Genomic DNA, 25352 nt, shown 5'->3' on the forward strand with positions numbered 1-25352 from the left:
GTCGGGGCCTGGGACCTGGACTCGAGTTGTTGGGTGCCGCCGGGAGGCGGGCTTTTGAGGGATTCAGGTAAGTAAGCTACTAAGGGCGTGCGGTGGATGCCTAGGTGCCAAGAGGCGATGAAGGACGTGGGTGGCTGCGAAAAGCTCCGGGGAGTTGCCAACCGAACGTTGAGCCGGAGATGTCCGAATGGGGAAACCCAGCGAGGTGAAAGCCTCGTTACCTCGGCCTGAATACATAGGGCCGAAGGAGCGAACCAGGGGAAGTGAAACATCTCAGTACCCTGAGGAGAAGAAAACAACGAGTGATTCCCAGAGTAGCGGCGAGCGAAATGGGAGGAGCCTAAACCGGTGTCACGCAAGTGGCATCGGGGTTGCGGGTCCGCGGTAGGACCTTTGTCTGTTAGCGGAATCACCTGGAAAGGTGAACCAGAGAGCGTGAGAGTCGCGTACGCGAAAACGGACGGAGGCTGAGCGGGTTACCCAAGTAGGGCGGGACACGTGCAATCCTGCCTGAATCTGCCGGGACCATCCGGTAAGGCTAAATACTCCTTGGCGACCGATAGTGAACTAGTACCGCGAGGGAAAGGTGAAAAGAACCCCGGTGAGGGGAATGAAAAGAACCTGAAACCGCATGTCTACAAGCAGTCCGAGCACTACGGGGCAACCCAGTGCGAGGGCGTACCTTTTGCATCATGATTCGGCGACTTAATGTACGTAGCGAGGCTAAGCCGATAGGTGGAGCCGGAGCGAAAGCGAGTCCGAAACGGGCGACAGAGTTGCGTGCATTATAACCCGAAGCGGGGTGATCTACACATGGCCAGGTTGAAGTGAGGGTAACACCTCATGGAGGACCGAACTCATGAAAGTTGAAAATTTCTGGGATGAGCTGTGTGTAGGGGTGAAAGGCCAATCAAACTCCGTGATAGCTGGTTCTCCCCGAAAGATATTTAGGTATCGTCTCGAGGAATTCAATACTGGAGGTAGAGCACTGGAACGGCTAGGGGTCTCACCAGATTACCAAACCGTACCAAACTCCGAATGCCAGTACTTGTTATCTCGGGAAGCAGTCAGTGGGTGATAACGTCCATTGGCAAGAGGGGAATAACCCAGACCGACAGCTAAGGCCCCCAAGTCTAGTCTAAGTGAACACTAGAAAGGATGTGGCAGGTCATTGACAACCAGGAGGTTGGCTTAGAAGCAGCCATCCTTTAAAGAAAGCGTAATAGCTCACTGGTCGAGACAGGCCGCGCCGAAAATGTAACGGGGCTCAAGACTAGCGCCGAAGCTTCGGATTGCATGCGTCAGGCGCATGCAGTGGTAGGGGAGCGTTGCAACAGCGGAGAAGCTAGACCGTAAGGGCTGGTGGAGCGGTTGCGAGTGCTGATGCCGAAATGAGTAGCGATAAAGGGGGTGGGAAACCCCCTCGCCGTAAACCCAAGGTTTCCTGGGTCAAGTTAATCTTCCCAGGGTTAGCCGGGACCTAAGCCGAGGCCGAAAGGCGTAGGTGATGGCAAGCAGGTTAATATTCCTGCGCCATCTTGTAGACGTTGAACCGAGGAAGGACGGAGAAAGCTAGGCGAGCTGACCGGTGGTTGTGTCAGTCCAAAGGCGTAGGGGTGTCGCGTACGAATAAAGGCGCGGCAGCTATCCCCGAGACCCCATGGCCCCCCTCACGGGGCAAGTCGCTGATGCTCGGCTTCCAAGAAAAGTTCCGCGGGGAGTCTACAGGGTGTCCGTACCGCAAACCGACACAGGTGGGTGAGGAGAAAATCCTAAGGCGCTTGAGAGAACTCTCCTCCAAGGAACTAGGCAAATTTCCACCGTAACTTCGGAAGAAGGTGGGCCCCTGGTAGGTGTAGGCGTACAGCCGAAGCCCAGAGGGGTTGCAGAGAAATGGCGGTAGCGACTGTTTACCAAAAACACAGGACTCTGCGAAGGCAAGAAGCCGACGTATAGGGTCTGACTCCTGCCCGGTGCTGGAAGGTTAAGGGGATTCGTCAGCCGCAAGGTGAAGCGATGATCCGAAGCCCCAGTAAACGGCGGCCGTAACTATAACGGTCCTAAGGTAGCGAAATTCCTTGTCGGGTAAGTTCCGACCTGCACGAATGGAGTAACGACTTCCGCGCTGTCTCGGAGAGGGACTCAGCGAAATTGAAATAGCTGTGCCGATGCAGTTTACCCGCAGCAAGACGGAAAGACCCCGTGAACCTTTACTACAACTTGACAGTGACACTAGGGTTCGACTGTGTAGGATAGGTGGGAGCCTTTGAAGCCGGGCCGCTAGGTTCGGTGGAGGCAACGGTGAAATACCACCCTGTCGGATTCTGGTGTCTAACCATGCTCCCTCATCGGGAGTTGGAACACTGTCTGGTGGGTAGTTTGACTGGGGCGGTCGCCTCCCAAAACGTAACGGAGGCGCGCGATGGTTCCCTCAGCCCGATTGGAAACCGGGCGGCGAGTGCAATGGCATAAGGGAGCTTGACTGCGAGACGGACACGTCGAGCAGGTGCGAAAGCAGGTCATAGTGATCCGGTGGTCCTGAATGGAAGGGCCATCGCTCAACGGATAAAAGGTACTCCGGGGATAACAGGCTTATCTCCCCCAAGAGTTCACATCGACGGGGAGGTTTGGCACCTCGATGTCGGCTCATCGCATCCTGGGGCTGGAGCAGGTCCCAAGGGTTTGGCTGTTCGCCAATTAAAGCGGTACGCGAGCTGGGTTCAAAACGTCGTGAGACAGTTTGGTCCCTATCTGCTGTGGGCGTAGGATACTTGAGAGGCTCTGACCTTAGTACGAGAGGACCGGGTTGGAGACACCGCTGGTGTACCAGTTGTCTCGCCAGAGGCATCGCTGGGTAGCCATGTGTCGATTGGATAACCGCTGAAAGCATCTAAGCGGGAAACCGACCTCAAGAACAGGTATCCCGGGCGCAAGCCCCAGAAGACCCGTCGAAGACGACGACGTTGATAGGCCGGGTGTGTAAGCGTGGTAACACGTTGAGCTAACCGGTACTAATTGGTCGAGAGGCTTACTTTACCTCAATCTCTCAGGAGCCCCCGGTAACCGGGAGGTGTCCGACGAGTCGAGGCCAGGTTCGAGGCCCCGAGCAGCTCCCGAGAGGGAAGCGCCGGGCCCGGAAAGCGGCACTTGCGAACTTCGCAGCCGGAAGTTGATTTCCCTACCCTTCGTATGGACTTGAGACGTACACCAGTTTTCCGGTGGCAATGTCGGAGGGGTCCCACCCGTTCCCATCCCGAACACGGAAGTTAAGCCCTCCAGAGCCGATGGTACTCCGCGGGAAACCGCGCGGGAGAGTAGGTCGCTGCCGGATTTTTTTCTCTTGAAGGCCCCGCGCCTCCACTTCACCGTGGACGCTCGGGGCCTTCTCCTTTTGCGGGCCAAGCTGGCTGGAGCGTTCACTCGTGGCCTCCCGCGGCGTCGAAGGACGTGCCTCCTGGGGAGACGTTTCCTATGCTCTCCCTGTGGACCTGTCACCGGACAGCTTGAGGGCGCGGCTCGAAGACCGCGCGGACGTCTTGGAAGCGGCTCGCCTCCGCTACCGGGCGCTGGACCTCATACTCCGCTCGTTCTTCTGGCAGGAGAAGCTCCGCGTCAATCTGGAGCTGCTGCGGGAGGTCGTGCTCGATCAGGCTCAGGTCGATGCCACGCTCGACGCGGTCTCCCGACGCGCCGAAGCGGAAGGCTGGCCCGCCACCTCCGAATCCATGGCGTTGCTGACGGATACCCTGCGACTGCGCGCCGCGCTGACCGGGCGCGTCAACAAACGGATCCACTCGAAGACAAAGCCCAGGTCCCTCGAGGAGGCCCTGTTGTTGCTCGAGGACGAGGCCTTGCGTGCGGGGCCTTTCCTGGGCCGCCATCTGTGGGCTCAAGCCGTGGATATCCTCCCCCGCAACCTCCCCGACCTGCGGGCCGCGTGCGTGTCCGCGGAGATCTTCGAGCGGGTGTTCGCCTGCCCTGTTCCGGGCGGCGCCTTGCCGTTCAATCTCTCGGAAGCCGAGGAAGTCCGTCGTGCCCTGTTGTTGTCCGACAAGGCCATGGAGTCCTTGTGGGAGCGTGTGGATCGCTTCGACGCGACGGGCAGGCTGCGTGCCTTCCTCGAAAAGCGAGCCCGGCGCGCGCCCCTTCGTCTTCCTCGGAGTGGGCCCGAGCTCTTCCTTCACGCGGTATTCTGGACGGATCTGGCCTGCTCGCGGCTGCACGACTTGTTGGAAAGTCGGATCTCCCCCGTGATTCCTTCCGAGGAAGAGGGGCCCGAGCTCCTGGTGTGGTTGGTGGAGCGCGAGCACTCGGTCGAGGCGCGGCTGGCGGAATCACCTGTCCTGAGCGAGGGGCGCGCAGGCCTGTTCGAGGTTGCCGCGGAGCTGACGTCTCTCTCCCACGCCCGTCCCGACAGCGCGTGGTCCGCCGAGTTGTCGTGGGGTCGCCTCTGGGCCGCGGCTCAACGCGCGCGAGCGGAGACCGGGCCGGACATGGACCGGCTCCAGGACGCCCTCCGACTCTTCATCCGCCTGCGCGGTCAGGCGGAGACTCCCGCCCGGCTCTTTTCCCGCGGCGCGGAACCCTTGCGTCCTCGGCTCGAGCCCTTGTCCACGTCCGCGACGGATGACCTTCAAGGCCTCGTGCGGCAAGCCCGCCAGGTGGCCGGACAATCCTCCGGGTCGAGGGGGTCCGGGTAGGGCTTTAACCTGGACGCTCTCGTGAACGGATGGGAGAAAGGTCTCCCGTGCGCCTGTTGGCACTCCACGTCCAGGACTTCCGAAACCTTCGCCAGGTCACCCTGCCGCCAAGTCCTCACGCGACCATCGCCGTGGGTCAGAACGGCCAGGGCAAGACGAACCTGCTCGAGGCCCTCTACTTCCTCGCCACGCTCAAGCCCCTGCGGGCGGGGCGTCTGTCGGAACTCGTCCGGTGGGGGACCTCCACGGCGCGGGTCTCCGGTCGCTTCCTGCTCAAGGGGGCCGAGCGGGAGATCTCCGTCGAGGTCTCCGGAGGGGTCCGCCAGGCGTTCGTGGACGGCAAGAAGGCCTCCAGCCTCGAGGACTACTTTGGTGGCGTCTCCGTGGTGGCCTTCACCCCGGATGATCTGGAGGTCATCAAGGGCGGGCCCGATGCCCGCCGCGGCTTCCTGGACCGCGCCGTCTTCAATCGTTTCCCCGCCTTCCTGCGCGAGAGTCGTGAGTACGGACGGGCCCTGAAGAATCGCAACCGCTTGCTGCGCGCCGGCCCCGTCGAACCCGCCTACCTGGATGCCTATGACGAGACCCTGGCCCGCGCGGGGGCTCGCGTCTATGCCCGCCGCCGTGCCCTGATGGCCGAACTGGCACCCCGGGCCCAGTCCACCTTCGCCTCCATCGGCCGCACGCCCGAGCCCGCCGTGTATGGCTATCATCCCGCCCACCTCGGCGATGTCGATGTCGACGGGGGCGACGAGGCCGCGCTCGCCACCGCGCTGAGAGAAGCCCTCGCCACCCGCTCCCGCCGGGACATCGAGCGGGGTTTCACCTCGGTGGGCCCCCACGTGGACGATGTCTCCGTCACCCTGGGCGGCCGCAGCGCTCGGGCCTATGCGAGCCAGGGGCAGCAGCGCGCCCTCGTGCTCGGCTGGAAGATCGCCGAGATCGAGAACCTCGAGGCCGCCATGGGCTTTCTGCCCCTGTTGCTCCTGGATGACGTGTCCAGTGAGCTCGACCCCGAGCGCAATGCCTATCTGATGAACTACCTGTCCGCCAGCGGCGCCCAGGTCTTCCTCTCCACCACCGACGCGGGCCTCGTGCGCCATGCCGCCGCCCTGGACACCCTGTGGTTGCATGTCCACGCGGGTGAGGTCTCCGTCGCTCCTCCGACCGCCGGAAGCGACGGCGCCTAGCGTCGGCGTGCCCCCGTCCAGAACGAACTGGGCACGAAGCTCGTGCACACCATCACCCCCACCATCACCCCGAAGACCCGCACCGGCTCGGCCGGGGCCCGGGTGAGCAGCCACGGCACGCCCAGCGCTCCCGCCAGCACCGCCCAGCGCGCCATCGGCTGCGCGATCTTCCGCAACAGCCCCTGTCCCAGGGACGGCTCGAACACGCGCAGGTCGACGCCTTCCTCGCCCGCCGCGTCGGCCTCGGCCACCCGCTCGAGCTCCACCACCGGCGGCACCACCATGGCCGTCTTCATCCGCGCCGCTCCCTCCGCTTCCGCGAGCCAGCGCGCCTCGTCGTCCGCGCGCTGCTCGGGCGACTGGAGATCCGCTCCACAGGTGGTCTGGTTGAAACGGCCATTGCTCGTCTGACAGCGGATGCAGCGCGGAAACCGCTGGGCCTCGGGCACCGTGTCCAGCACCACCGGCGTCTGTCCGTGCAGGCGGAAGCGCTCCAGGTGGGCCTCGGGCACCTGCGCCTCGGGCACCGCCTGGCGCGGCCCCTCCACCGACTCGAACCGGCGGCCATCGTGCAACGCCACCCGTCCCTCGTCCCCCGCCTTGTCCTCGCGGGTGCGCTCGATGTTCTGGAAGCGGGAGAACCGGTTCGTCATGGCGACTCCTTGCTCGCGCTCGTCGCGGAGGCTGGCCGGGTCCGTCCCCTCGCCCAGGTGCGCAACCTCGACACTTCGTCCTTCAGCGTCACCGCCAGGGGAAACGTCTCCTGGATGGCCCGCGTCAGGTGCCGCTGCTCCAATTGCGCGTTCTCTCCAAACGCCTCGTAGAGCGCGGCCACCACCACCTGCTCCACCTCCGCGCCACTGAAGTTCGCCGCCAGCCGCGCCAGCGCCGGGAGATCATACGTCGAGGGCTCCCACCCGCGCTTCTTCAGGTGGATGCCGAAGATGTCCCGACGCTCGGCCTCCTCCGGCAGGTCGATGAAGAAGATCTCGTCGAAGCGGCCCTTGCGCAACAACTCCGGCGGCAGGCCCTCGATGCGGTTGGCCGTGGCCACCACGAACACCGGCGCCGTCTTCTCCTGCAGCCACGTGAGCAGCGCCCCGAACACCCGCGCCGTGACGCCTCCATCCGTCGTCCCCGAGGACGCCACTCCCGACAGCCCCTTCTCCAACTCGTCCACCCACAGCACCACCGGCGCGATGCTCTCCGCCACGTGGATGGCCTTGCGCAGGTTCTCCTCCGACGAGCCCACGAGCCCGCTGAAGATGCGCCCCATGTCCAGCCGCAGCAGCGGCAGGTTCCAGTGCGCCGCAATCGCCTTGGCCGTCAGGCTCTTGCCGCACCCCTGCACCCCCAACATCAACAGGCCCCTGGGCTCGGGCAGCCCAAACTGGCGCGCCCGCTCCCCGAACGCCGCCGTGCGCCGGTCCAGCCACTGCTTGAGATGGCCCAGCCCCCCCACGCTCCCCAGGTTCTCCGCCGGCGGGTAGTACTCGAGCAGACCACTCTTGCGGATGACCTGGCGCTTCTCGTCCTGCACCCGCCGGATGTCCTCCGCGCTCAAGCGCCCATCGTGGGCGATCGCCTTGGCGAAGGCGTTCTCCGCCTCCGACAGCGTCAGCCCCTGCGCCGCCTTGATGAGCTGCTCGGCCTCTTCCCGCGACAGCTCGACGCTCGCCTTGTTGCCCCGGCGCACCACCGCCACGATCTCCTTGAGCAGGTTGAGCAGTTCCTGGAAGCCCGGCAGCGGCACGTCCACCACCGACACCTCCTTCTCCAGCTCCGCGGGCAACTGCAGCGTCGGCGACAGCAGGATGACCGTGGTGAACGTGCTCTTGAGCGCATGCGCCAGCTCCCGCAACGCCCGCACCACCACCTTGTCCTCCAGGAACGGCGGGAAGTCCTTGAGCACCACCAGCGACGGCTCGCTGAGCGCCTCGATGGCGGTCAGGGCGTCCAGCGGGTTGCGCGTGTCCTCGGGCAGGTTCGGCCCCCGCCCCGTCCCCACCAGCTTCAACCCCTTGCGCACCGACCAGCTCACCAGCGCCTTGCCGTGCGCCCGCGCCCGCTCGCGCAAGAGCGCCTCCACCCGGTGCTCCTCCCACGACACCAGGTAGAGCAGCGGATAGCGGGCGCGGATGAGCAGATCGAGATCCTCCAGCCACGTCGCGCTGGAGGCAGGGGTGGACCGCGAGGGAGCCGACGTCATCCCTCGATCATACCCCGACCCGCGGCGACTACTTCAGGGACACCGGGTCCACCTCGGCCAGCAGCTTGGTCACCCGCGCCTCGTCGATGCGCGCCGTGATGCTCTCCTGCTCGTGCTGGTCGCGCACCGTCTTGGACAGGGTGAACGTGGAGCCCACGCTGAACACCATGCCCATGGCCAGGAAAGCCTTCTGCCAGCCGTCCACCGGCAGGTTCCAGATCCCCACCGACGTCACGCCAATGGCCAGCACGAACGACAGCCAAGTCTGAATGATCCAGGCGCCGCTGTGGCCCTGCTTGATCGCGTTGTGGTGGGTGGGGCGGGACATGATGAACCTCGATCGGATGCGCGGCGCCCTGCATGGGGCCGCCTGAACAAGACACAACATATCCCAGCCCATCGTAAACCGCTTGGAACGAAGGGGTCGGGCTTCGATAAGCTGGAGTGTATGATTCAGCTCCAGCGCCTCGAGGGCTTCTACTGGGTCGCCCGCTGCGAGGGCTACGCCCGCGCCGCCCGCGCCTTCCCGTACCCCATCACCCAGCCCGGCGTGCACCAGCAGATCAAACGTCTGGAGGCCGAGCTGGGGGTCCGCCTCTTCGAGCGCGTGGGCAAGGACCGCGTCGTGCTCACCCCCCAGGGCCGCGTGCTCTACGACGCCGTGGCGCCTTTCTACGAGGGTCTGCCCGCGCTCGAGCGGGTCCTGAAGACGGGCGACGTGGGCGGCCGCTTGCGCATCCACGCCTCCGGCCACGTCCTGCGCCACCTCCTGCCCCCGTGGCTGCGCGGCCTGCGCGCCCAACGGCCCGACATCGAGGTGGCCCTCTTCGAGGCCAAGGTGCCCGCCGTGCCCCTCGTGCGCTCGGGCGAGACGGACCTGCTCGTGGATCACCTGCCCGAGGTGCCGCCGGACCTGGAGACCCGCCAGGTGGGCAAGACGCGCGTCTTCCTCGTCTTCCCCTCGGGCTCACGCGGCGCGGCCCGGGGCCTGGTCACCCCCGTGCCCTTCCGCGACGAGCTCTTCATCACCTACAGCTCCGACCCCCACCTGCGGGAGCTGCAGCTCGCCGCGCTCGCCCACTTCGGCGTCGTGCCCCGCCGCATGTACGCCGCCGATTCCTCGGAGACCATCCTCGGCTTCGTGGCCGCGGGGCTCGGCTACTCGCTCCTGGCCTCCCTGGAGCCCCAGGGGCCCAAGGTCGAGGGCGTCACCTCCCTGCCCCTCACCGAGCCCGCCCGCGAGTTCCCCCTCTACGTCGCCTGGCGCCGCTCCCCCCAGCGCAACCCCCTCGTCGACGCCTTGCTCGCCCTCGCCCCCAAGCCGTGAGCCCGCGCACGGGCCCGCGCTGCCCGAGGTGGGAAAACTTCTTCCTCTCGGGGCCGGCCTTCCGAGGGCGCTCTGTCTGGCCCGAACCGTGCAACTGGTCCTTCCGACACTGGCGGGCCGGGGGTGGGCGTGATGAGGGGGATGTGGGGGGAAGTCGCGGTGGTGGGGATGCTGCTCGCGGGGAGCGCGCTGGGGGCGGAGTCCAAGTGCGCGGGCAACCGCGTCGAGCGCAAGGGCAGCACCGAGTACACGGTGCGCCGCGCGGGCGAGGCGATCTCCATCGAGCGGTTGGGCAACACCCGGGGTCGGGTCATCCAGCAGGCGAGCGGCCACAGCATCGAGGTGGATGGGGACACCGTCGCCACGATTCAGGACGGGCACATCTATCGGGCCGGGGCGCGCTGGGCCTCGCTCAACGAGGCGCAGCGCGTCTATGACTGCCCGGATCCCATCGCCGCCACGCTCTGGGTGCTCGAGCGGCTGGGCCGGTGACTAGCGCCGGCGCGCGCCGATGTGCCGCGAGGGCGGCGTCGCGCCGGGTCCCGCCTCCTGGGGCATGTGCTGGAAGAAGGCGAAGCGGAACTCCGCCCACAGCACCAGGTACGCCACGCCGAAGAGGGCCGTGGCCAGCACCCACCACCACGACACGGCGAACGCCACGCTCACCAGGGAGGACACGAGGCACGTGACCCCGACGCCCAATGCCAGGTCCCGGCGTCGGCTGCTCTCCGACATGGCGAAGCCCATGGAGACGACCGACAGCACGAGGAGCACTCCCGCCAGGCCGAGCGCCTCCCGGGCATAGAGCAGGGCGATCGACAACAGGAACAATCCCAATCCAAACAGGCCCAAGCCGCCATCCATGGGGCGCCTCCTCCTGAGTCAGGGGTCGAGGGGTTCACGTCTCAACATCCGCATCTCCACCCCCGGAGGAACACCCAGGGAGCGAGGCGCCCGCTCCGCCTGCCTCCCCCTCGTTCGTTTCCAGGAATGAACGCTTCCATCCCGCGGGGAACTCACCCTCTCGCGGACGGGTGCCTACCGTCGCGCCATGAGGTCGGGCGTGAGGACGGGCGTGATCCGCTACATCGGGGTATTGGGGTTGGGGCTCGCCGCGCTCGCTGGCTGTCACCGCGGCGTGCGCTTCGAGAACCAGGTCGTGTCCAAGGAGGGCGTGCGCTACCGGGTGGGCGAGGTGCCCCCGGGGTGGGCGCGCGTGAAGCTCCCCGAGAATGACCTGGCCTGGTTCCTCCAGGACACCGGCCATGCCCTGTCCGTGAACGCCACCTGCCGCGAGAAGACGGACGCGCCCCTGGACGTGCTCACCCACCACCTGCTCGAGGGCTTCACCGAGCGCCAGGAGGTGACGCGCCACCTGGAGGTCGTCGACGAGCGCGAGGCCTTGCGCTCGCACTACCTGGCCAAGCTGGACGGCGTGCCCGTGGAACTGATGCTGGTGGTGCTCAAGAAGGACCGCTGCCTGTTCGACTTCACCTACGTGGCGCCCCTGGACCGGCTGGACAGCCACCGCGAGGCCCTGGACGCCCTGGTGCTGGGCTTCCACGCCGAGGAGACCTCCTCATGACCCCCGAGGCCCAGGTCGGACCCGCTCCGGTCGCGGCGCCCGCCGTCGACGAGGACTCGTTCCGCGCGCGCATGAAGGAGCGCATGGAGCGGCTCGGCTCGCTCGCGCTCATGACGTGGCAGGTGGTCACCCGCGCGGTGAGCCCGCCATACTCGCCCTCCGCGTTCATCTACCAACTCGAGGCCCTGGGCGTGCGCTCGCTGCCCATCGCCCTGCTCACCGCCACCTTCGCCGGGCTCGTCATCTCCCTGCAGTTCGGCTTCTTCCTGGCGCGCTTCGGCGTGCAGTACACCGTGGGCCGCGTCGTGGTGCTCACCCTGTTTCGCGAGCTGTCCCCCGTGCTCATCGCCCTCACCGTGGGCGCGCGCGTGGGCTCGGGCATCGCCGCGGAGCTGGGCAGCATGACCGTCACCGAGCAGGTGGATGCCATCCGGGCGCTCGGGGCCGACCCCCTGCGCAAGCTCGTGGTGCCGCGCGTGCTCGCCTGTCTGGTGCTCACCCCGGCGCTCACCGTGCTCGCGGACGTCATCGGCATGGGGGCCGGCGCCCTGGTGGTCAACGTGCAGTACGGCATCGGGTTCAACCTGTTCTTCAAGGGCGCGCTCGACGTCATCCTGATGTCCGACTTCCTCTCGGGCGTGTTCAAGGGCTTCGTCTTCGGCGGCATCATCGGCATCGTGGGCTGCTTCAAGGGCCTCACCGTGCAGAACGGCACCGAGGGCGTGGGCCGCGCCACCACCGAGACCGTGGCCATCACCTCGGTGACGGTGTGCCTGGCCGACTTCTTCATCACCAAGCTCACCCTCTCGCTCTGACCATGTTCTCGCGCCCTTCGCCGCGTCTGCAGTTCCGTCCGCCCCAAGCCGGGGAGGAGCTCATCCGCTTCGAGCACCTCCAGAAGTCATTCGGTCCCAAGCGCATCTACGACGACGTCCTCCTGTCGGTGAACGCGGGCGAGACGCTCACGGTGATTGGCGGCTCGGGCACGGGCAAGAGCGTGCTGCTCAAGTGCCTCATCGGGCTGCTCCGTCAGGACGAGGGGCGCATCCTCTTCCAGGGGCAGGACCTCACGGGCTTTCGCGAGGAGGATTTCATCGCGCTGCGCCGGCACGTGGCCATGGTATTCCAGGGCGCGGCGCTGTTCGACTCACTCTCGGTGGGGGAGAACATCTCCTACCCGCTGCACGAGCACTTCCCGGAGATGAAGGCCGAGCAGGTGCGCGCGCGCGTGGCGGAGAAGCTCGCCCTGGTGGGCCTGCGCGACACCGAGCACCTCAGGCCCTCGGACCTGTCCGGCGGCATGCGCAAGCGCGTGGGGCTGGCGCGCGCCATCGCCACCAACCCCGAGGTCATCCTCTGGGACGAGCCCACGACGGGCCTGGATCCCGTCACCACCGAGACCATCAACCAGCTCATCCTCACGATGCAGCGGGAGCTCGGCTGCACGTCCATCGTGGTCACCCACGACATGATGAGCGCCTTCACGGTCTCGGATCGTATCGCCATGTTGGCCAATCGAAGAATCGTCCAGGTGGGCACGCCCGAGGAGATGAAGCGCTCCACGGTGCCCGAGGTGCGCGCCTTCCTGGACGCGCGTGGACAGGAATTGGAGCGGGAGGCGGCGTCGTGAGTGTGTTCACCCATACTTCAAGAGACAGGCGGCTGGCGTTGCGGGTCGGCGCCTTCGTGGTGATGGCCCTGGTGATGGCGGGGCTCGTCGTCATGCTCATTGGCAAGAAGACGCACCTGTTCGAAAAGCAGGTCGTCTACCTCACCTATTTCACGGGCGTGGAGGGGTTGTCCGAGCACTCGCCCGTGTGGCTCAACGGCCTGGAGATCGGCCGGGTGGACGGGGTGGGCTTTCCCACCACGCCCGGCGAGAAGCGCATGGAGGTGCGGCTCAAGCTGAGCGCCGCCTACGCGGAGCGCATCCGCGGCGACACCGTGGCGGAGCTCTCCAGCCTGGGCGTGCTCGGGGACAAGGCGGTGAACCTCACCCTGGGCTCGCTGGACCAGCCCGTGGTGGCCGCGGGCGGCATCATCCCCAGCACCACGGGCGGCGACGTGGCCGCGATGATGAAGGGCGCCTCCAAGGTGCTCGAGGACGCGGTGGTGGTGAGCGCCACCCTGCGCAAGGCCGCCGAGGCCTACGCCAACCCCGCCATGGCCGAGGACGTGGCCGCCGGCGTGCGCAGCCTGCGCAAGCTGCTCGAGGAGGTGGAGAAGGGCGACGGCGTCCTCCACGCCCTCATCTATGACAAGGAGACGGGCCGCGAGGTGCGCTCCCTCATGGCCAACGCCTCGCGCACCGCCGCCCGCATGGACCGCGCCATCGCCCACGTGGACGCCCTGCTCGCCGAGGTCGAGCACGGCCAGGGCACCGCCCATGCCCTCATCTACGGCCAGGACGGCGCCAACGCCCTCAAGGAGCTGGGCTCCGCCGCCGGACAGCTCGCCGGGCTGCTCGCCGACGCGAAGACGAACCCCGATGGCGCCGTGCACCAGCTCGTCTACGGCAGCGCGGGCAGCATGCTCTCGGACCTGGGCAGCGCCGCCGCCGACATCAAGCAGATCACCGGCATGGTCGCGCGCGGCGAGGGCTCGCTCGGCGCCATCCTCAAGGACCCCACCGTCTACGAGGACCTGCGCCAGGTCGTGGGCAACGTGAAGCGCAACAAGGTCATGCGCGCGCTCGTGCGCTTCGCCATCGACAACAACGACAACGTCCAGTACGTGGGCCGGCCGCTCACGCCCCAGGACGCCGCGGCCCGTCAGGCCATCGGCGGCTCGGGTCCGGCGCTGGCGCCTGGTGAGCCCTCGCTGGTGCCGCTGCCCGTGCCCTAGACTCGCGGGGATGCGCGCTCCGCTCCTCCCCGCCTGCTGTGTCCTGTTGCTGCTCGCGTCGTCCTCCCTCGCCGCGCCGAAGGAGGCTCCGGCGCGAGCGTCCCCGGAGGCCCGGCCCGTGACGGTGATCCTCCAGACGGACGTGGGTGAGATCGAGCTCGTGCTGGACGCCGCCCGCGCGCCCCTCACCGTGAGGAACTTCCTGCACTACGTGGACGCGGGCCTGTTCTCGGGCGGCGTGTTCCACCGCACCGTGACGCCCGGCAACCAGCCGGACAAGGCGGTGAAGATCGAGGTCATCCAGGGCGGCATCGCGCCCGGGAAGGCGTCCGCGCAACGCGCGCCCATCGCCCTGGAGCGCACGAAGGACACCGGGCTCACGCACCAGGACGGCACGGTGTCCATGGCGCGGGATGCGCCCGACTCCGCGCAGTCCGACTTCTTCATCTGCGTGGGAGACCAGCCCGCCCTGGACTTCGGCGGCCAGCGCAACCCGGATGGCCAGGGCTTCGCCGCCTTCGGTCGAGTGGTGCGCGGCATGGACGTGGTGCGCGCCATCCAGAAGGCGCCCGCCGAGGGCCAGCGGCTCACCCCGCCCATCCAGATTCTCCGCGCCACGCGCAAGGACTGACGCCCGCCCCGGGGCCGTGAGGTACAACCGGCCGCATGGACCTGGAACTCAAAGGCAGGACGGCCCTGGTGACGGGCAGCAGCCGGGGCATCGGACGGGCGATCGCCCTGGGCCTCGCGCGCGAGGGCGTGAAGGTGTGCCTGAGCGCGCGCGGGGCGGAGGGGCTCGACGCGGTGGCCGCCGAGCTGCGCGCGGCGGGCGCCGAGGTGGCCCAGGTGGCTGGCGACGTGGCCACGCCCGAGGGCGCCCAGGCGGCGGTGGAGACGGCGGTGCGGGCCTTCGGCGGGCTCGACATCCTCGTGAACAACGTGGGGGGCAGCGGGGGCGCGGGCGCCTTCGACGCCGCCACGGCCGCGCAGTGGAAGGACGTGGTGGACCGCAACCTCCTGTCCACCGTGTGGTGCAGCCAGCACGCGGTGGAGCACATGAAGGCCCGGGGCGGCGGCTGCATCGTGCACATCAACTCCATCTTCGGCCGGGAATACGCCACGAGCGCGCCCTACACGGCGGCCAAGGCGGCGGTGACGGCGCTCACCAAGGAGATGGCCGTGGACCTGGCGCGCCACCGCATCCGCGTCAACGGCGTGGCCCCGGGCGCCATCCTGTTTCCGGGTGGGAGCTGGGACAAGCGGCGGCAGAAGGACCCGGAGAAGGTGGAGAAGATGGTGCGCGAGGAGTTCCCCTGGGGCCGCTTCGGCACGCCCGAGGAGGTGGCCGAGGTGGTCGTCTTCCTCTGCTCCGAGCGGGCGCGCTGGGTAACGGGCGCCACCGTGCCCGTGGACGGGGCCCAGGGCCGCGCGTTCTGAGCCGCGCCCGGCTGGGGTGGCTCGTCGTGCTCGCGCTGCTCGGGGGCTGCGCCACGGTGCCGGTGCGAGGGGAGGGCGGCGCGGGGGGCTTTCCCTCGCGCACCCGGGACGCCTTCCAGGAGGTCCAGGAGGCCAGTGGACTGGTGGCTTCCGCGCGGCTGCCGGTGGGCGGGGTGCTCGAGCCGGAGCGGGCGCGCCAGCTCCTGTCTCATTTGGCGAAGGCGCCCGTCACCACGAGGCGCTTCGCACCGCGTCGGGTGTTCGCGTGGTTGCTGCGAGAGAGCTTGGAGGGCGGTGAGCGGGTCGACGCCGCCGAGCTGTGCTGGCGGGCCGAGCGCTTCGACTTCCTCGTGGTGTTGCGCCCGGATGGCTACTGGGCCGATGCACTCTCCGGCACACCCCTGGGCCGCGCGGGCCCGGTGGCGCTCGTCGAGGGCGAATGGCGGGTGGGCCCCCTGCGCGTGGGGGATTTCTACGTCTCACGCGGGGGCGTCTTCTTTCCTGTCACCGGGGCCCTGCGGCGCGCCGAGGGACCTCCGGTGGCGGAGTTGGGCCTGGGCCGGGACCCCCTCAACGCCGCGCTGGAGGGTGCCCAGGACGCCGTGAGCGAGCTGGCGGTAGGGCTGGCGCAAACGATTCTCCATCCCATCCGCACCGTGGAGGGGCTCGCGCAACTGCCCGAGACGGTGGCGCTCCTCATCGCCTCCTCGCCCGAGTACTTCGCGCGCTATGGCGCTCTGCCTCACGAGGAGCAGGTTCGCGAGGCGGCGCGCCTGTCCACGCATGTCCTCCTGTTGCTGGGGAGCGCGGAGGCCACGGTGGGTCGCCTGGGAGGACTGGGTGCGCCGGTGCTGTCGCTGTCGGCCCGGGGCGAACTCGTCTGGAGTTCGGGAGGGGTGGCGCAAGGGGCGGCGGTGCGGTCGGCGCTCATGGGCCCAGGTGCCCTGTCCGTCCTCCACATGGCGAGTCGCGACAAGGGACAGGCGGTGTCTGCTCCGCCGGCTTCCTCACCAGGACCGGGCAAGTGGACCTACAAGAAGCCCACCACGGAGTCGGTCCAGGCCCGGGAGTATCAGGAGCAGGTGACGGGCAGGCCCTCCTGGTACGTGTACATGGTGGAGGAGGTCGAGTTCGATGGCTTCAACGGCCGTGAACTGCTCGAGGCCAAGGGCGCCAGTTACAAAAACTTTCTCACGAAGAATGGCGAGGTGCAGTCATGGTTCGAGGCGGGAAAGGGTTTCAATGGGCTGGTTGAACAAGCCGGCAATCAGTCACGAGTCGCCAAGAGGTTGAATGTGCCGGTCGTTTGGCATGTGGCCGAGGTGGAGTTCGCGGCTTTCCTTCGAACGCTGTTCAAGGAAAACGGTTGGGGCAATATCATCGTCCGCCATACGCCGCCAACGCGGTGAGGAGCATGGATGTTCGAGAGGCATTACCTGGGGGCGTACTGGGGCCCTCGGAAAGAGACTGCGCTGGAGTGCGCCCGGCGCGCGGAGTTCTTCTTCCACCTGCTCGCTGAGTGTGACCCGACCCTCGTTCAATGGTATCGCGGAGGGCGTGGATTTCCTCGTGAACTGCCAGGCTTTCCAGTCACCTCCACTTCAGAAGAGTGGGAGAAGTTGTTCCTTCGTGGCGTCAATCGCACGGACGCCACCAAGCGAGTCATCGAGGACCTTGGCTTTCGCGAGAACGTCTGGAACGCGAAGAAGCTCCGCACGCGTGTCGAGCTGCACTGCGGCGAGTATTCGATCTTCGGGAACGGGAACACGTGCCTGATCTACCCGCCCGAGGAGGGCCCTGAGCGCGAGCGGATGCTGTGCGCTCCGCTGATGTCCGAGGTGCTCAAGAGCGTGGCCCTGGCGTGGGACCCGGACTTCGCCATGGTCAGCTCGACCCCGATGGTGGACCTCATCCAGAAGCGTCCGCGCGAGGTGCGCGTGGGCTGGTTGACCTATTTGTCCCGCCGCCAGGGACGGCTGCCGCCCTTGCCCGCGCCCGTGCGCATCGAGCCCGTGGGGGAACTCGGCTGGTTGCTCGTGCTCTCCGAGGAGGCGATGACGGCCACGGACCCCGAGCACGTGGCCTTCACGGCGCGTGTGCGTGAACTGTTGGACCGCGCCGGCCTCATCGAGCGGCCTCCGCCCAGTGCTCCGGTCGAGTGATGCCTTGCTCCTCCGTAAGGGGCCGGAGGGCCCGAATGGGGTTACTCCTTGTGCTCGCGCTGCTCGGGGGCTGCGTTACGGCGCCGGTGCGCGTGGATGGGCGAGGGGAGGGCGGCGCGGGGGGCTTTCCCTCGCGCACCCGGGACGCCTTCCAGGAGGTCCAGGAGGCCAGTGGACTGGTGGCTTCCGCGCGGCTGCCGGTGGGCGGGGTGCTCGAGCCGGAGCGGGCGCGCCAGCTCCTGTCTCATCTGGCGAAGGCGCCCGTCACCACGAGGCGCTTCGCACCGCGTCGGGTGTTCGCGTGGTTGCTGCGAGAGAGCTTGGAGGGCGGTGAGCGGGTCGACGCCGCCGAGCTGTGCTGGCGGGCCGAGCGCTTCGACTTCCTCGTGGTGCTGCGCCCGGATGGCTACTGGGCCGATGCGCTCTCCGGCACATCCCTGGGGCGGGCGGGCCCGGTGGCGCTCGTCGAGGGCGAATGGCGGGTGGGCCCCCTGCGCGTGGGGGACTTCTACTTCTCACGCGGGGGCGTCTTCTTTCCTGTCACCGGGGCCCTGCGGCGCGCCGAGGGGCCTCCCGTGGCGGAGTTGGGCCTGGGCCGAGACCCCCTCAACGCCGCGCTGGAGGGTGCCCAGGACGCCGTGGGCGAGCTGGCGGTGGGGCTGGCGCGAACGATGCTCCATCCCATCCGCACCGTGGAGGGGCTCGCGCAACTGCCCGAGACGGTGGCGCTCCTCATCGCCTCCTCGCCCGAGTACTTCGCGCGCTATGGGGCCCTGCCTCGCGAGGAGCAGATCCGCGAGGCGGCGCGCCTGTCCACCCATGTCCTCCTGCTACTGGGCAGCGCGGAGGCCACGGTGGGCCGCCTGGGAGGACTGGGCGCGCCGGTGCTGTCACTGTCGGCCCGGGGTGAGCTTGTCTGGAGTTCGGGAGGGGTGACTCGAGGGGCGGCGGTGCGGCCGGCGCTCATGGGCCCAGGTGCCCTGTCCGTCCTCCACATGGCGGGTCGCGACAGGGGCCAGGCGGCGTCTGCTCCGCCGGCCTCCTCGCGAGGGCCGGGCACGTGGACATACAAGAAGCCCACCACGGAGTCGCTCCAGGCCCGGGAGTACCAGGAGCAGGTGACGGGCAGGCCCTCCTGGTACGTGTACATGGTGGAGGAGGTCGAGTTCGATGGCTTCAACGGCCGAGAACTGCTCGAGGCCAAGGGCGCCAGCTACAAGAACTTCCTCACGAAGGGCGGTAGCATTCAGCCTTGGTTCGAGGCGAGTTCTGGATTCCAGGATCTACTCAAGCAGAGCAGACGCCAATCCGGTATCGCTCGGACGCTGAATGTGCCGGTGGTCTGGCATGTGGCTGAAACAGAGTTCGTTCATTTTCTTCGCAAACTCTTCAAGAGTAACGGATGGGACAACATCGTCATCCGCCATACGCCGCCTGCGCGGTGAGGAGCATGAATGTTGGAGTGGCATTACCTGGGGGCCTACTGGGGTCCTCGAAAGGAGACCGCTCTGGAGTGTGCCCGGCGCGCGGAGTTCTTCTTCCGCCTGCTCGCCGAGTGCGACCCGACCTTCGTTCAATGGTATCGCGGGGGACGGGGCTTCCCGCGAGAGATGCCCGGCTTTCTCGTCTCCGCTGGCATCGAGGATTGGGAAAAAATGTTCCTTCGCGGGGTGAACCGCACGGATGCGACCAAGCGGATCATCGAAGACCTCGGCTTTTCCGCGAACGTCTGGAACGCGAAGAAACTCCGCACACGTGTCGAGTTGCACTGCGGTGAGTATTCTCCCTATGCACCAGGAAACACGTGCTTGATCTACCCGCCCGAGGAGGGCCCTGAACGCGAACGGATGCTGCGCGCTCCGCTGATGGTCGAGGTGCTCAAGAGCGTGGCCCTGGCGTGGGACCCGGACTTCGCCATGGTCGGTTCCCATGAGATGCTCGAACGCATCCAGAAGCGTCCACGCGAGGTGCGCGTGGGCTGGTTGACCTATCTGTCCCGCCGCCAGGGACGGCTGCCGCCCTTGCCCGCGCCCGTGCGCATCGAGCCCGTGGGGGAACTCGGCTGGTTGCTCGTGCTCTCCGAGGAGGCGATGACGGCCATGGACCCCGAGCACGTGGCCTTCACGGCGCGTGTGCGCGAACTGTTGGACCGCTCCGGCCTCATCGAGCGGCCCACTCCCGGCGCCCAGGTCGAGTGATACCTTTCGCGGTCTCATGAAGACCCCTCCCGTGGCGCAACCGACCGATGGGCCCGCGACCACTCGCATCGATGGCATCGCCAAGGTGACGGGCCGCGCCGACTACTCCGCCGATGCCGTGCCCGAGGGCCTCGCCCACGCCGTCCTCGTGGATTCCACCATCGCCCGGGGGAAGATCTCCCGGCTCGACGCCACCGAGGCCCTGAAGGCGCCGGGCGTCCTCGCCGTGCTGACCCACGAGAACGCCCCCGCGCTCAAGAAGGCCTCGGCCTTCCCGATGGGCGCCGCGGGCCATCGCCGTCGGCCCCTGCAGGACGCCCGCATCCTCTACCGGGGACAGCACATCGCCGTCGTCGTCGCCACCACCCGCGAGGCGGCCCGTCACGCGGCCTCGCTCGTGCGCGTCACCTACCAGGACGAGGCACCTCCCGAGGGGACCCTGGCCACCGGGGAGACGAAGCGCATGGCCGACCTGGACTTCCTGTCCCGGGCCATGAGCGGGGACTCGAACCGGGGGGACCCCGAGGCCGCGCTCGCCGCCGCGCCGCTCGTCGTCGATGCCGTCTACACCACCGCGCGCACCTACCACGCCGCCATGGAGCCCCACGCCACGCTCGCCTGGTGGGAGGGCAAGGACCGGCTCGTCGTGCGCGAGGGCTCGCAGTGGGTGGACGGGGCCCAGGACACGCTGGCGGCCTGGTTCGGCCTCAAGCGCGACCATGTCCGGCTGCTCTCGGCCTTCGTGGGCGGAGGCTTCGGCAGCCGCATCGCCGTGTACCCCCATGCCGCCCTCGCGGCCCTCGCCGCGCGCGAGGTGGGCCGTCCGGTGAAGCTCGTCCTCGAGCGCGCCCAGGTCTTCCTCGCCGTGGGCAACCGGCCCGCCATTCGCCAGCGGGTGCGGCTCGGGGCCGACCCGAGCGGCAAGCTCACGGCGCTCGTCCATGAGTCCGCCAACGAGACGAGCCGCGACTCCATCTACAGCGAGCCCGGCGCCCGCGCCTCCCTCTCCACCTATGCCGTGCCGAACTACCGCGCGGAGAACTCGGTCGCCTCGCTCGACATCCCCCCGCCCGGGTGGATGCGCGCCCCGGGCGAGGCCCCGGGCAGCTTCGCCGTCGAGTCCGCCCTGGACGAGCTCGCGGAGAAGGCGGGGGTGGATCCGCTCGCGCTGCGCGTGCTCAACCACGCGGACACGGACCCCCACAGCGGCAAGCCCTGGTCGAGCCGCAAGTTGCGCGAGGCCTACGCCCTGGGCGCCGAGGTGATGGGCTGGTCCTCGCGCGCCGCCGCGCCCCGGAGCCGGCGCGAGGGGCACGAATGGGTGGGCCTGGGCATGGCGACGGCCTCGTATCCCTCGCGTCAGCTGCCCGCCGAGGCCCGGGTGGGCGTGTCCCGGGAGGGCCGCGTCTTCGTCGAGAGCCGGGGCGTGGACATCGGGCAGGGCACCTACACCGCCCTGGCCATCGTCGCCGCCGAGGTGCTCGGCGTGCCGCCCGCCCAGGTCGACGTCCGCCTGGGCGACACGCGCCTGCCCCGCTCGGCCATGGCCGGGGGCTCCATGCTCACGCGCTCGCTGGGCACCGCCGTGCATGGCGCCGCCACCACCCTGCGTGACACGCTGCTGGACCTCGCCCGCCGCACCAAGGGCTCGCCCCTGCACGGCCGCAAGCGCGAGGCGCTCGGGGTGCGCGACGGCCGCGTGGTGGCCCTGGATGCGCCCTCGGAGGGGCTCGACTTCGCCGCGCTCGCCGCCGCCCGGGGAGACACGCCGCTCGAGGCCTTCCACCGCACCCATCCCACCGTCCTCAGCCGCGTCACGGGCGCCCTGGCCTTCACCTCGCCCGCGGGCATCCGCACGGAGTCCGCGGGGGACGCCTCCATCCACAGTTGGGGCGCGCAGTTCGCCGAGGTCGCCGTGGACGAGGAGCTGGGGCGCATCCGCGTGCGCCGCCTGGTGGGCGTGTTCGACTGTGGGCGCATCCTCAACCCGACGGCGGCGCGCAGTCAGATGATCGGCGGCATGACGATGGGGCTCGGCATGGCCCTGATGGAGGGCGGGCACGTCGACCCGCGCACCGCGAAGCTCGTCAACGGGGACCTGGGCGAGTACCTCGTGCCCGTGCAGGCGGACGTGCCCCCCATCGACGTCTTCTTCGTGGGCGAGCCGGACCCCGCCGCGGGCCCGCTCGGGTCCAAGGCCGTAGGGGAGATTGGAATCACCGGCGTGGCCGCCGCCATCGCCAACGCCGTCTACAACGCCATCGGCCACCGGGCCCGCGCCCTGCCCATCGACCTCCGGAATTCCTGAGCTGGAGATTTGAGCGGGAATTCCATGGTTCAATGCCGCCCCGGTCCTCTTGCCCGGAGCCGCCCCATGCGCCGTGTCCTTCCCGTGCTCGCCCTGCTTCCCGTCCTCGGTTGTGGCCCCGAGTCGGCCGCGGAGGCGCCGCCCCTGTCCGGCCCGCGCGCCGAGGCGCTCGCGGCCCCGGTGCTCGCGAGCCCGCCCCAGGCGGTGGTGGACCTGGCGCTCGCCGCGCCCCTGGGCCGCTTCGGCACCAATTCCTCCGGCGGGCGCTACTGCACGGACTGCCAGGGCCAGTCCTTCCTGCTCGCCGTGGCGGCCTTCAAGGGCAACCCGAGCGCGGATGCGCGGCTGCTGGCGCAGATGCGCCACGTCCTCGGAGGCGGGAGGGACCCGTTCGCCAACGGCGGCTACATGGCCCAGCACGAGCGGATGATGACGGGCATGTTCGCGCTGGCGAAGCTCACCCCGCGCGTGTGGAGCCAGCTCACCGCGGACGAGGTGAAGAAGATCGACCTCATCATGAAGGCCACGCTGGTGGGCTCGGCGTACACGACGTCCGACACGAGCTACCTCGGGGGCGCGGTGCCCACGGGCATCGACGGCGACACCAACCTGCACCGCGACTGGAACCCCAACTACCGCGAGGGCATGGTGGGCGCGATGCTCGTGTCCACGCTCTACCTGGGCGGGCGCGCGCCCACGGACACCTTCCTCAATGGCTACCAGCACGCCGCGTTCGTGACGCAGTTGCAGGCCGCGGGCCTCACCACGCTCCACAAGGTCTTCAACACGGCGGTCGCCTCGCCCGGCGCGGGCGCCCCGAGCGCCACGAAGGTCCAGGCCGCCCTCCAGAACTACCGCTACAAGGGCCTGGCGCTCGACCAGCTGTTCGACATCTACCTGCGGGTGGCCGAGGACACGTTCAGCGGCGCGGTGAGCTGCGGCCTGAACGGCGGCAAGGGCGTGGCGCTGAGCACGGGGGAGCCCTCCGGCCTGCTGGTGAAGGGGTGCGAGCAGTTGCCCAACAAGGGCAAGACGGGCCAGCTCAAGGAGTTCAACTCCTACGACGCGCCCGGGCAGCGCAGCGCCACCTTCTACGCCTACGACGGCTTCAAGCCGGACCTCATCAACCACGCCGTCCTGGTGGCGTATGGCGCCATGCCCGCGGGCACGGCCACCACCGCGCTCGCCCAACGCATCGCCGTGGGCGCCCAGGACCTGTTCTTCAAGGTGGGCCAGGGCTACCGCGACTACGCCAAGGGCAAGGACTACGGCGTCTACCAACTGCCCGCCTCGGGCGTCGGGGACGGCTACCAGTACAACCGGCCGCTGTGGGAGAAGGTCATCGCCCCCGCGCACGGCCTGTGACGCGCGTCAGTGGGTGGAGCGGGCCTCGGGCGGCGGGGTGCGCGCGGGCAGGCGCACGGTGACGCAGGTGCCCTGGGCGGGCGCCGACTCGACGTCGATGCGCCCCCCGTGGCCGGTGACGATGCCGTAGGCCACGGCGAGCCCCAGGCCCGTGCCCTGGCCCACCGGGCGCGTGGTGAAGAAGGGCTGGAAGATGGAGCGGCGCACCTCGGGGGACATGCCCACGCCGTTGTCGCGCACCTCCACGAGCGCCTCGTCGTGCTCGAACCGGGTGCGCACCTCCACCACGCCACCGTGCTGGGGCAGCGCCTGGGCCGCGTTGTCGAGCAGGTTCTCGATGACCTGGCCAATCTGGTGGGGCCGGCCCACCAGGGGCGGCAGATCACTCAGATCCAGGACCACGTGGCCCCGGCCCTCGAGCTCGCCGCGCGAGTGGTCCAGCACCGAGGCCACCTCCCGGTTGAGGTCGAACTCCACGGGCGCCTCCAGGTCGCCCTGGGCGAAGCGGCGCAGGTCCGCCATGATGGCGTTCACGCGGTGGATGCCATCGAGTGTCTCTGGCAGCACCTCGTCCACGTACTCGCGCAGCGCCCCCGGCAGCGCCTGGGACTGCGCGCTCAGGTCGCGGCACAGGCCCCGGATGTTGCTGGTGACATAGGCCATGGGGTTGTTGATTTCGTGCGCCACCCCGGCCGCCAGCCGGCCCAGGCTGGAGAAGGTCTCCTGCTCCAGGAGCCGCTCCTGGGTGCGCTGGAGCTTGTCGAGGTGGGTGCGCGAGTCCTCCAGGGCGGCCAGCAACATCTGGTGGCTCGCCTCGCCATACCCATACAGCAGGCAGGCCAGGAGGCTGACGGTGCCCACCGTGACGGGCTCGACGCCGTCGTGCAGGGCCCACCCGGCCACCACCGGCAGGTAGAGCGCGATGGCCAGCCGGTGCTCGCGGCGGTGGTCCCGCTCCTCCAGCCCGTTGACGAACGCCACCTGGAAGAGCACGTGCAGCCACGCGAGCAGACTCCACTCCAGCTGTCGCGCCTCCATCAGGGTGACGACCATGTTGACCACCATGGCGATGATCAGCCCGGCGTCCGGACGGCCCGTCCACCGCGCCCAGACGAGCACCCAGAGGTTGCCGGTGACCCGCACGCCGAGCAGCCCCAACAGGGCCCCCATCCGGCCCCAGTCTCCCCAGACGCTCGCGAGCATCAGGGCCTCGACGGTGAGCATCGACACGGCGCTCCAGCGCAGCACCCGGGCGTTCACGGGATTGTCGCGAGGGCTCCCCCCTGGAGCGTCGCTGGCAGTGGACATCGTCGTCATCGGGCTCCCCGTCGGTGTGAGCCGAGCGTAGGAATGCCCGCTCGGCTCCTCACTCCCTGTCGGGGCGCCTCGTCGCGTCATTCGTGAACGGGGCGACAACCCTGGTCCCCGGGGCGATCGGTTTGATCGGTGTCGGACAGACCGCTCCCGGAGCGCCGAGCGTGTACAGTGCGCCCGTGCTGAGGCTCTACAAGAAGGAAGGCGACACCCTGCGCTACTGGGAAGCGTGGGTGCACGAGCGGTCCATCACCGTGCATTGGGGCACCGTCGGCCAGACGGGCGAGGAGAAGGTGGTGCCCGTGCCCGCGGACGAGGAGGACCCGGACATGGCCGTGGCCCAGCTGGCCGAGCCGCTCGTGGACCAGGGCTACGAGGACCCGGACCTGGAGGAGATGCACCCGCTCGTGCTCCAGTACGCGCTCAAGGGCAAGGGCACGGGGCAGGACTTCGAGAAGCGCCACGAGGTGGAGTCGCTCCTCAATGACACGCTCGGGTGGACGGGCAACGGCGAGGTGGAGGGCGCCGAGTCCCAGCCAGGCCGGATGAACGTCTACTTCCGGGTGATGGACGTGGACATCGCCGTGCGCACCCTGCGCGAGTCCCTGGAGGAAGAGGGCTTGTTGGAGGGCGGCGTCTTCGCCCTGGTTCCCGAGGAGGGCGAGCCCCGGGTGCTCTGGCCCGCCGTGCACGCCGTGCCCTTCACGCTCTGA

Annotated in this window: 22 protein-coding genes and 2 rRNA genes; 19 read left to right on the top strand and 5 right to left on the bottom strand. The window is 68.4% G+C overall.

The genetic code is table 11. The annotated features are described in order from the left end of the window. The first annotated feature begins 69 nt into the window (after window positions 1-69). The 4 genes from I3V78_RS04305 (at window position 70) to recF (ending at window position 5890) form a co-directional block, all read left to right on the top strand. Window positions 70-3036: ribosomal RNA gene (locus tag I3V78_RS04305) — 23S ribosomal RNA — on the top strand. Between the two features lie 178 nt (window positions 3037-3214). After that, a 5S ribosomal RNA gene (rrf, locus tag I3V78_RS04310) occupies window positions 3215-3331 on the top strand. Between the two features lie 91 nt (window positions 3332-3422). Continuing rightward, window positions 3423-4700 carry a hypothetical protein gene (locus tag I3V78_RS04315; RefSeq protein WP_338023464.1) on the top strand — a complete coding sequence of 426 codons (1278 nt, stop codon included), beginning with the start codon at window positions 3423-3425 and terminating at the stop codon, window positions 4698-4700. Window positions 4701-4747: 47 nt separating this feature from the next. Beyond that, entirely contained in the window at window positions 4748-5890 is a 1143-nt protein-coding gene (gene recF, locus I3V78_RS04320; RefSeq protein ID WP_204485048.1) for a DNA replication/repair protein RecF, read from the top strand. On the opposite strand, the gene I3V78_RS04325 is transcribed toward recF, so the two are convergent. From I3V78_RS04325 to I3V78_RS04335, 3 genes are read right to left on the bottom strand one after another with little or no spacing between them, the layout of a single operon-like run. Then, window positions 5887-6543, bottom strand: coding sequence for a hypothetical protein (locus I3V78_RS04325; protein WP_204485049.1), 657 nt, complete (start codon window positions 6541-6543; stop codon window positions 5887-5889). The genes recF and I3V78_RS04325 overlap by 4 nt on opposite strands. Then, window positions 6540-8099 (bottom strand): AAA family ATPase, encoded by a 1560-nt coding sequence (locus I3V78_RS04330; RefSeq protein WP_204485050.1) that lies wholly within the window; start codon window positions 8097-8099, stop codon window positions 6540-6542. The genes I3V78_RS04325 and I3V78_RS04330 overlap by 4 nt, the downstream gene beginning before the upstream one ends. 28 nt (window positions 8100-8127) lie before the next feature. Then, complete coding sequence (locus tag I3V78_RS04335; RefSeq protein ID WP_204485051.1) at window positions 8128-8427, bottom strand: YiaA/YiaB family inner membrane protein; 300 nt, start codon at window positions 8425-8427, stop codon at window positions 8128-8130. Between the two features lie 120 nt (window positions 8428-8547). On the opposite strand from I3V78_RS04335, the gene I3V78_RS04340 reads away from it, so the two are divergent. Both I3V78_RS04340 and I3V78_RS04345 read left to right on the top strand, forming a co-directional pair. Next, window positions 8548-9426 carry a LysR family transcriptional regulator gene (locus tag I3V78_RS04340; RefSeq protein ID WP_204485052.1) on the top strand — a complete coding sequence of 293 codons (879 nt, stop codon included), beginning with the start codon at window positions 8548-8550 and terminating at the stop codon, window positions 9424-9426. A 141-nt stretch (window positions 9427-9567) separates the two neighbouring features. Continuing rightward, window positions 9568-9918 (top strand): hypothetical protein, encoded by a 351-nt coding sequence (locus I3V78_RS04345; protein WP_204485053.1) that lies wholly within the window; start codon window positions 9568-9570, stop codon window positions 9916-9918. Here I3V78_RS04345 and I3V78_RS04350 read toward each other — a convergent pair whose 3' ends face one another. Further along, complete coding sequence (locus tag I3V78_RS04350; protein ID WP_204485054.1) at window positions 9919-10290, bottom strand: hypothetical protein; 372 nt, start codon at window positions 10288-10290, stop codon at window positions 9919-9921. It lies immediately after the preceding gene. A 199-nt stretch (window positions 10291-10489) separates the two neighbouring features. On the opposite strand from I3V78_RS04350, the gene I3V78_RS04355 reads away from it, so the two are divergent. From I3V78_RS04355 to I3V78_RS04410, 12 genes are all read left to right on the top strand, one after another. Then, entirely contained in the window at window positions 10490-11011 is a 522-nt protein-coding gene (locus tag I3V78_RS04355; RefSeq protein ID WP_338023465.1) for a hypothetical protein, read from the top strand. Next, a complete protein-coding gene (locus I3V78_RS04360; protein WP_204485055.1) occupies window positions 11008-11826 on the top strand; it encodes an MlaE family ABC transporter permease in 819 nt (272 codons plus the stop codon). Before I3V78_RS04355 ends, I3V78_RS04360 begins: the two co-directional genes overlap by 4 nt. 2 nt (window positions 11827-11828) lie before the next feature. After that, the gene (locus I3V78_RS04365; RefSeq protein ID WP_204485056.1) at window positions 11829-12641 is read left to right on the top strand and encodes an ABC transporter ATP-binding protein; all 813 of its coding nucleotides are present in this window, start codon (window positions 11829-11831) and stop codon (window positions 12639-12641) included. A gap of 38 nt (window positions 12642-12679) precedes the next feature. Beyond that, window positions 12680-13855, top strand: a complete 1176-nt coding sequence (locus I3V78_RS04370; protein ID WP_239576289.1) for an MlaD family protein — start codon at window positions 12680-12682, stop codon at window positions 13853-13855. 10 nt (window positions 13856-13865) lie between these two features. Further along, on the top strand, window positions 13866-14486 hold the full coding sequence (locus tag I3V78_RS04375; RefSeq protein ID WP_204485058.1) for a peptidylprolyl isomerase: 621 nt from the start codon (window positions 13866-13868) through the stop codon (window positions 14484-14486). Between the two features lie 35 nt (window positions 14487-14521). Further along, complete coding sequence (locus I3V78_RS04380; RefSeq protein ID WP_204485059.1) at window positions 14522-15292, top strand: SDR family NAD(P)-dependent oxidoreductase; 771 nt, start codon at window positions 14522-14524, stop codon at window positions 15290-15292. A gap of 26 nt (window positions 15293-15318) precedes the next feature. Beyond that, window positions 15319-16701 carry a Tox-REase-5 domain-containing protein gene (locus I3V78_RS04385; RefSeq protein WP_338023466.1) on the top strand — a complete coding sequence of 461 codons (1383 nt, stop codon included), beginning with the start codon at window positions 15319-15321 and terminating at the stop codon, window positions 16699-16701. Between the two features lie 9 nt (window positions 16702-16710). Next, window positions 16711-17454: an Imm52 family immunity protein gene (locus I3V78_RS04390; RefSeq protein ID WP_204485060.1), complete on the top strand. Its 744-nt coding sequence runs from the start codon at window positions 16711-16713 to the stop codon at window positions 17452-17454. 35 nt (window positions 17455-17489) lie between these two features. Continuing rightward, the gene (locus I3V78_RS04395) at window positions 17490-18899 is read left to right on the top strand and encodes a Tox-REase-5 domain-containing protein (RefSeq protein ID WP_204485061.1); all 1410 of its coding nucleotides are present in this window, start codon (window positions 17490-17492) and stop codon (window positions 18897-18899) included. 9 nt (window positions 18900-18908) lie between these two features. Then, the gene (locus tag I3V78_RS40095; protein WP_204485062.1) at window positions 18909-19652 is read left to right on the top strand and encodes an Imm52 family immunity protein; all 744 of its coding nucleotides are present in this window, start codon (window positions 18909-18911) and stop codon (window positions 19650-19652) included. Between the two features lie 16 nt (window positions 19653-19668). Then, entirely contained in the window at window positions 19669-21960 is a 2292-nt protein-coding gene (locus I3V78_RS04405; RefSeq protein ID WP_204485063.1) for a xanthine dehydrogenase family protein molybdopterin-binding subunit, read from the top strand. A 66-nt stretch (window positions 21961-22026) separates the two neighbouring features. Then, window positions 22027-23325: a lyase gene (locus I3V78_RS04410; RefSeq protein WP_204485064.1), complete on the top strand. Its 1299-nt coding sequence runs from the start codon at window positions 22027-22029 to the stop codon at window positions 23323-23325. 6 nt (window positions 23326-23331) lie between these two features. Here the strand turns inward: I3V78_RS04410 and I3V78_RS40100 are convergent, their stop codons facing one another. Continuing rightward, the gene (locus I3V78_RS40100) at window positions 23332-24585 is read right to left on the bottom strand and encodes an ATP-binding protein (protein WP_204485065.1); all 1254 of its coding nucleotides are present in this window, start codon (window positions 24583-24585) and stop codon (window positions 23332-23334) included. Window positions 24586-24803: 218 nt separating this feature from the next. Here I3V78_RS40100 and I3V78_RS04420 point away from each other — a divergent pair, with 218 nt between their 5' ends. Continuing rightward, window positions 24804-25352, top strand: a complete 549-nt coding sequence (locus I3V78_RS04420; RefSeq protein WP_338023467.1) for a hypothetical protein — start codon at window positions 24804-24806, stop codon at window positions 25350-25352.

Source organism: Archangium primigenium (assembly GCF_016904885.1).
In the GTDB taxonomy this organism is placed as follows: domain Bacteria; phylum Myxococcota; class Myxococcia; order Myxococcales; family Myxococcaceae; genus Cystobacter; species Cystobacter primigenius.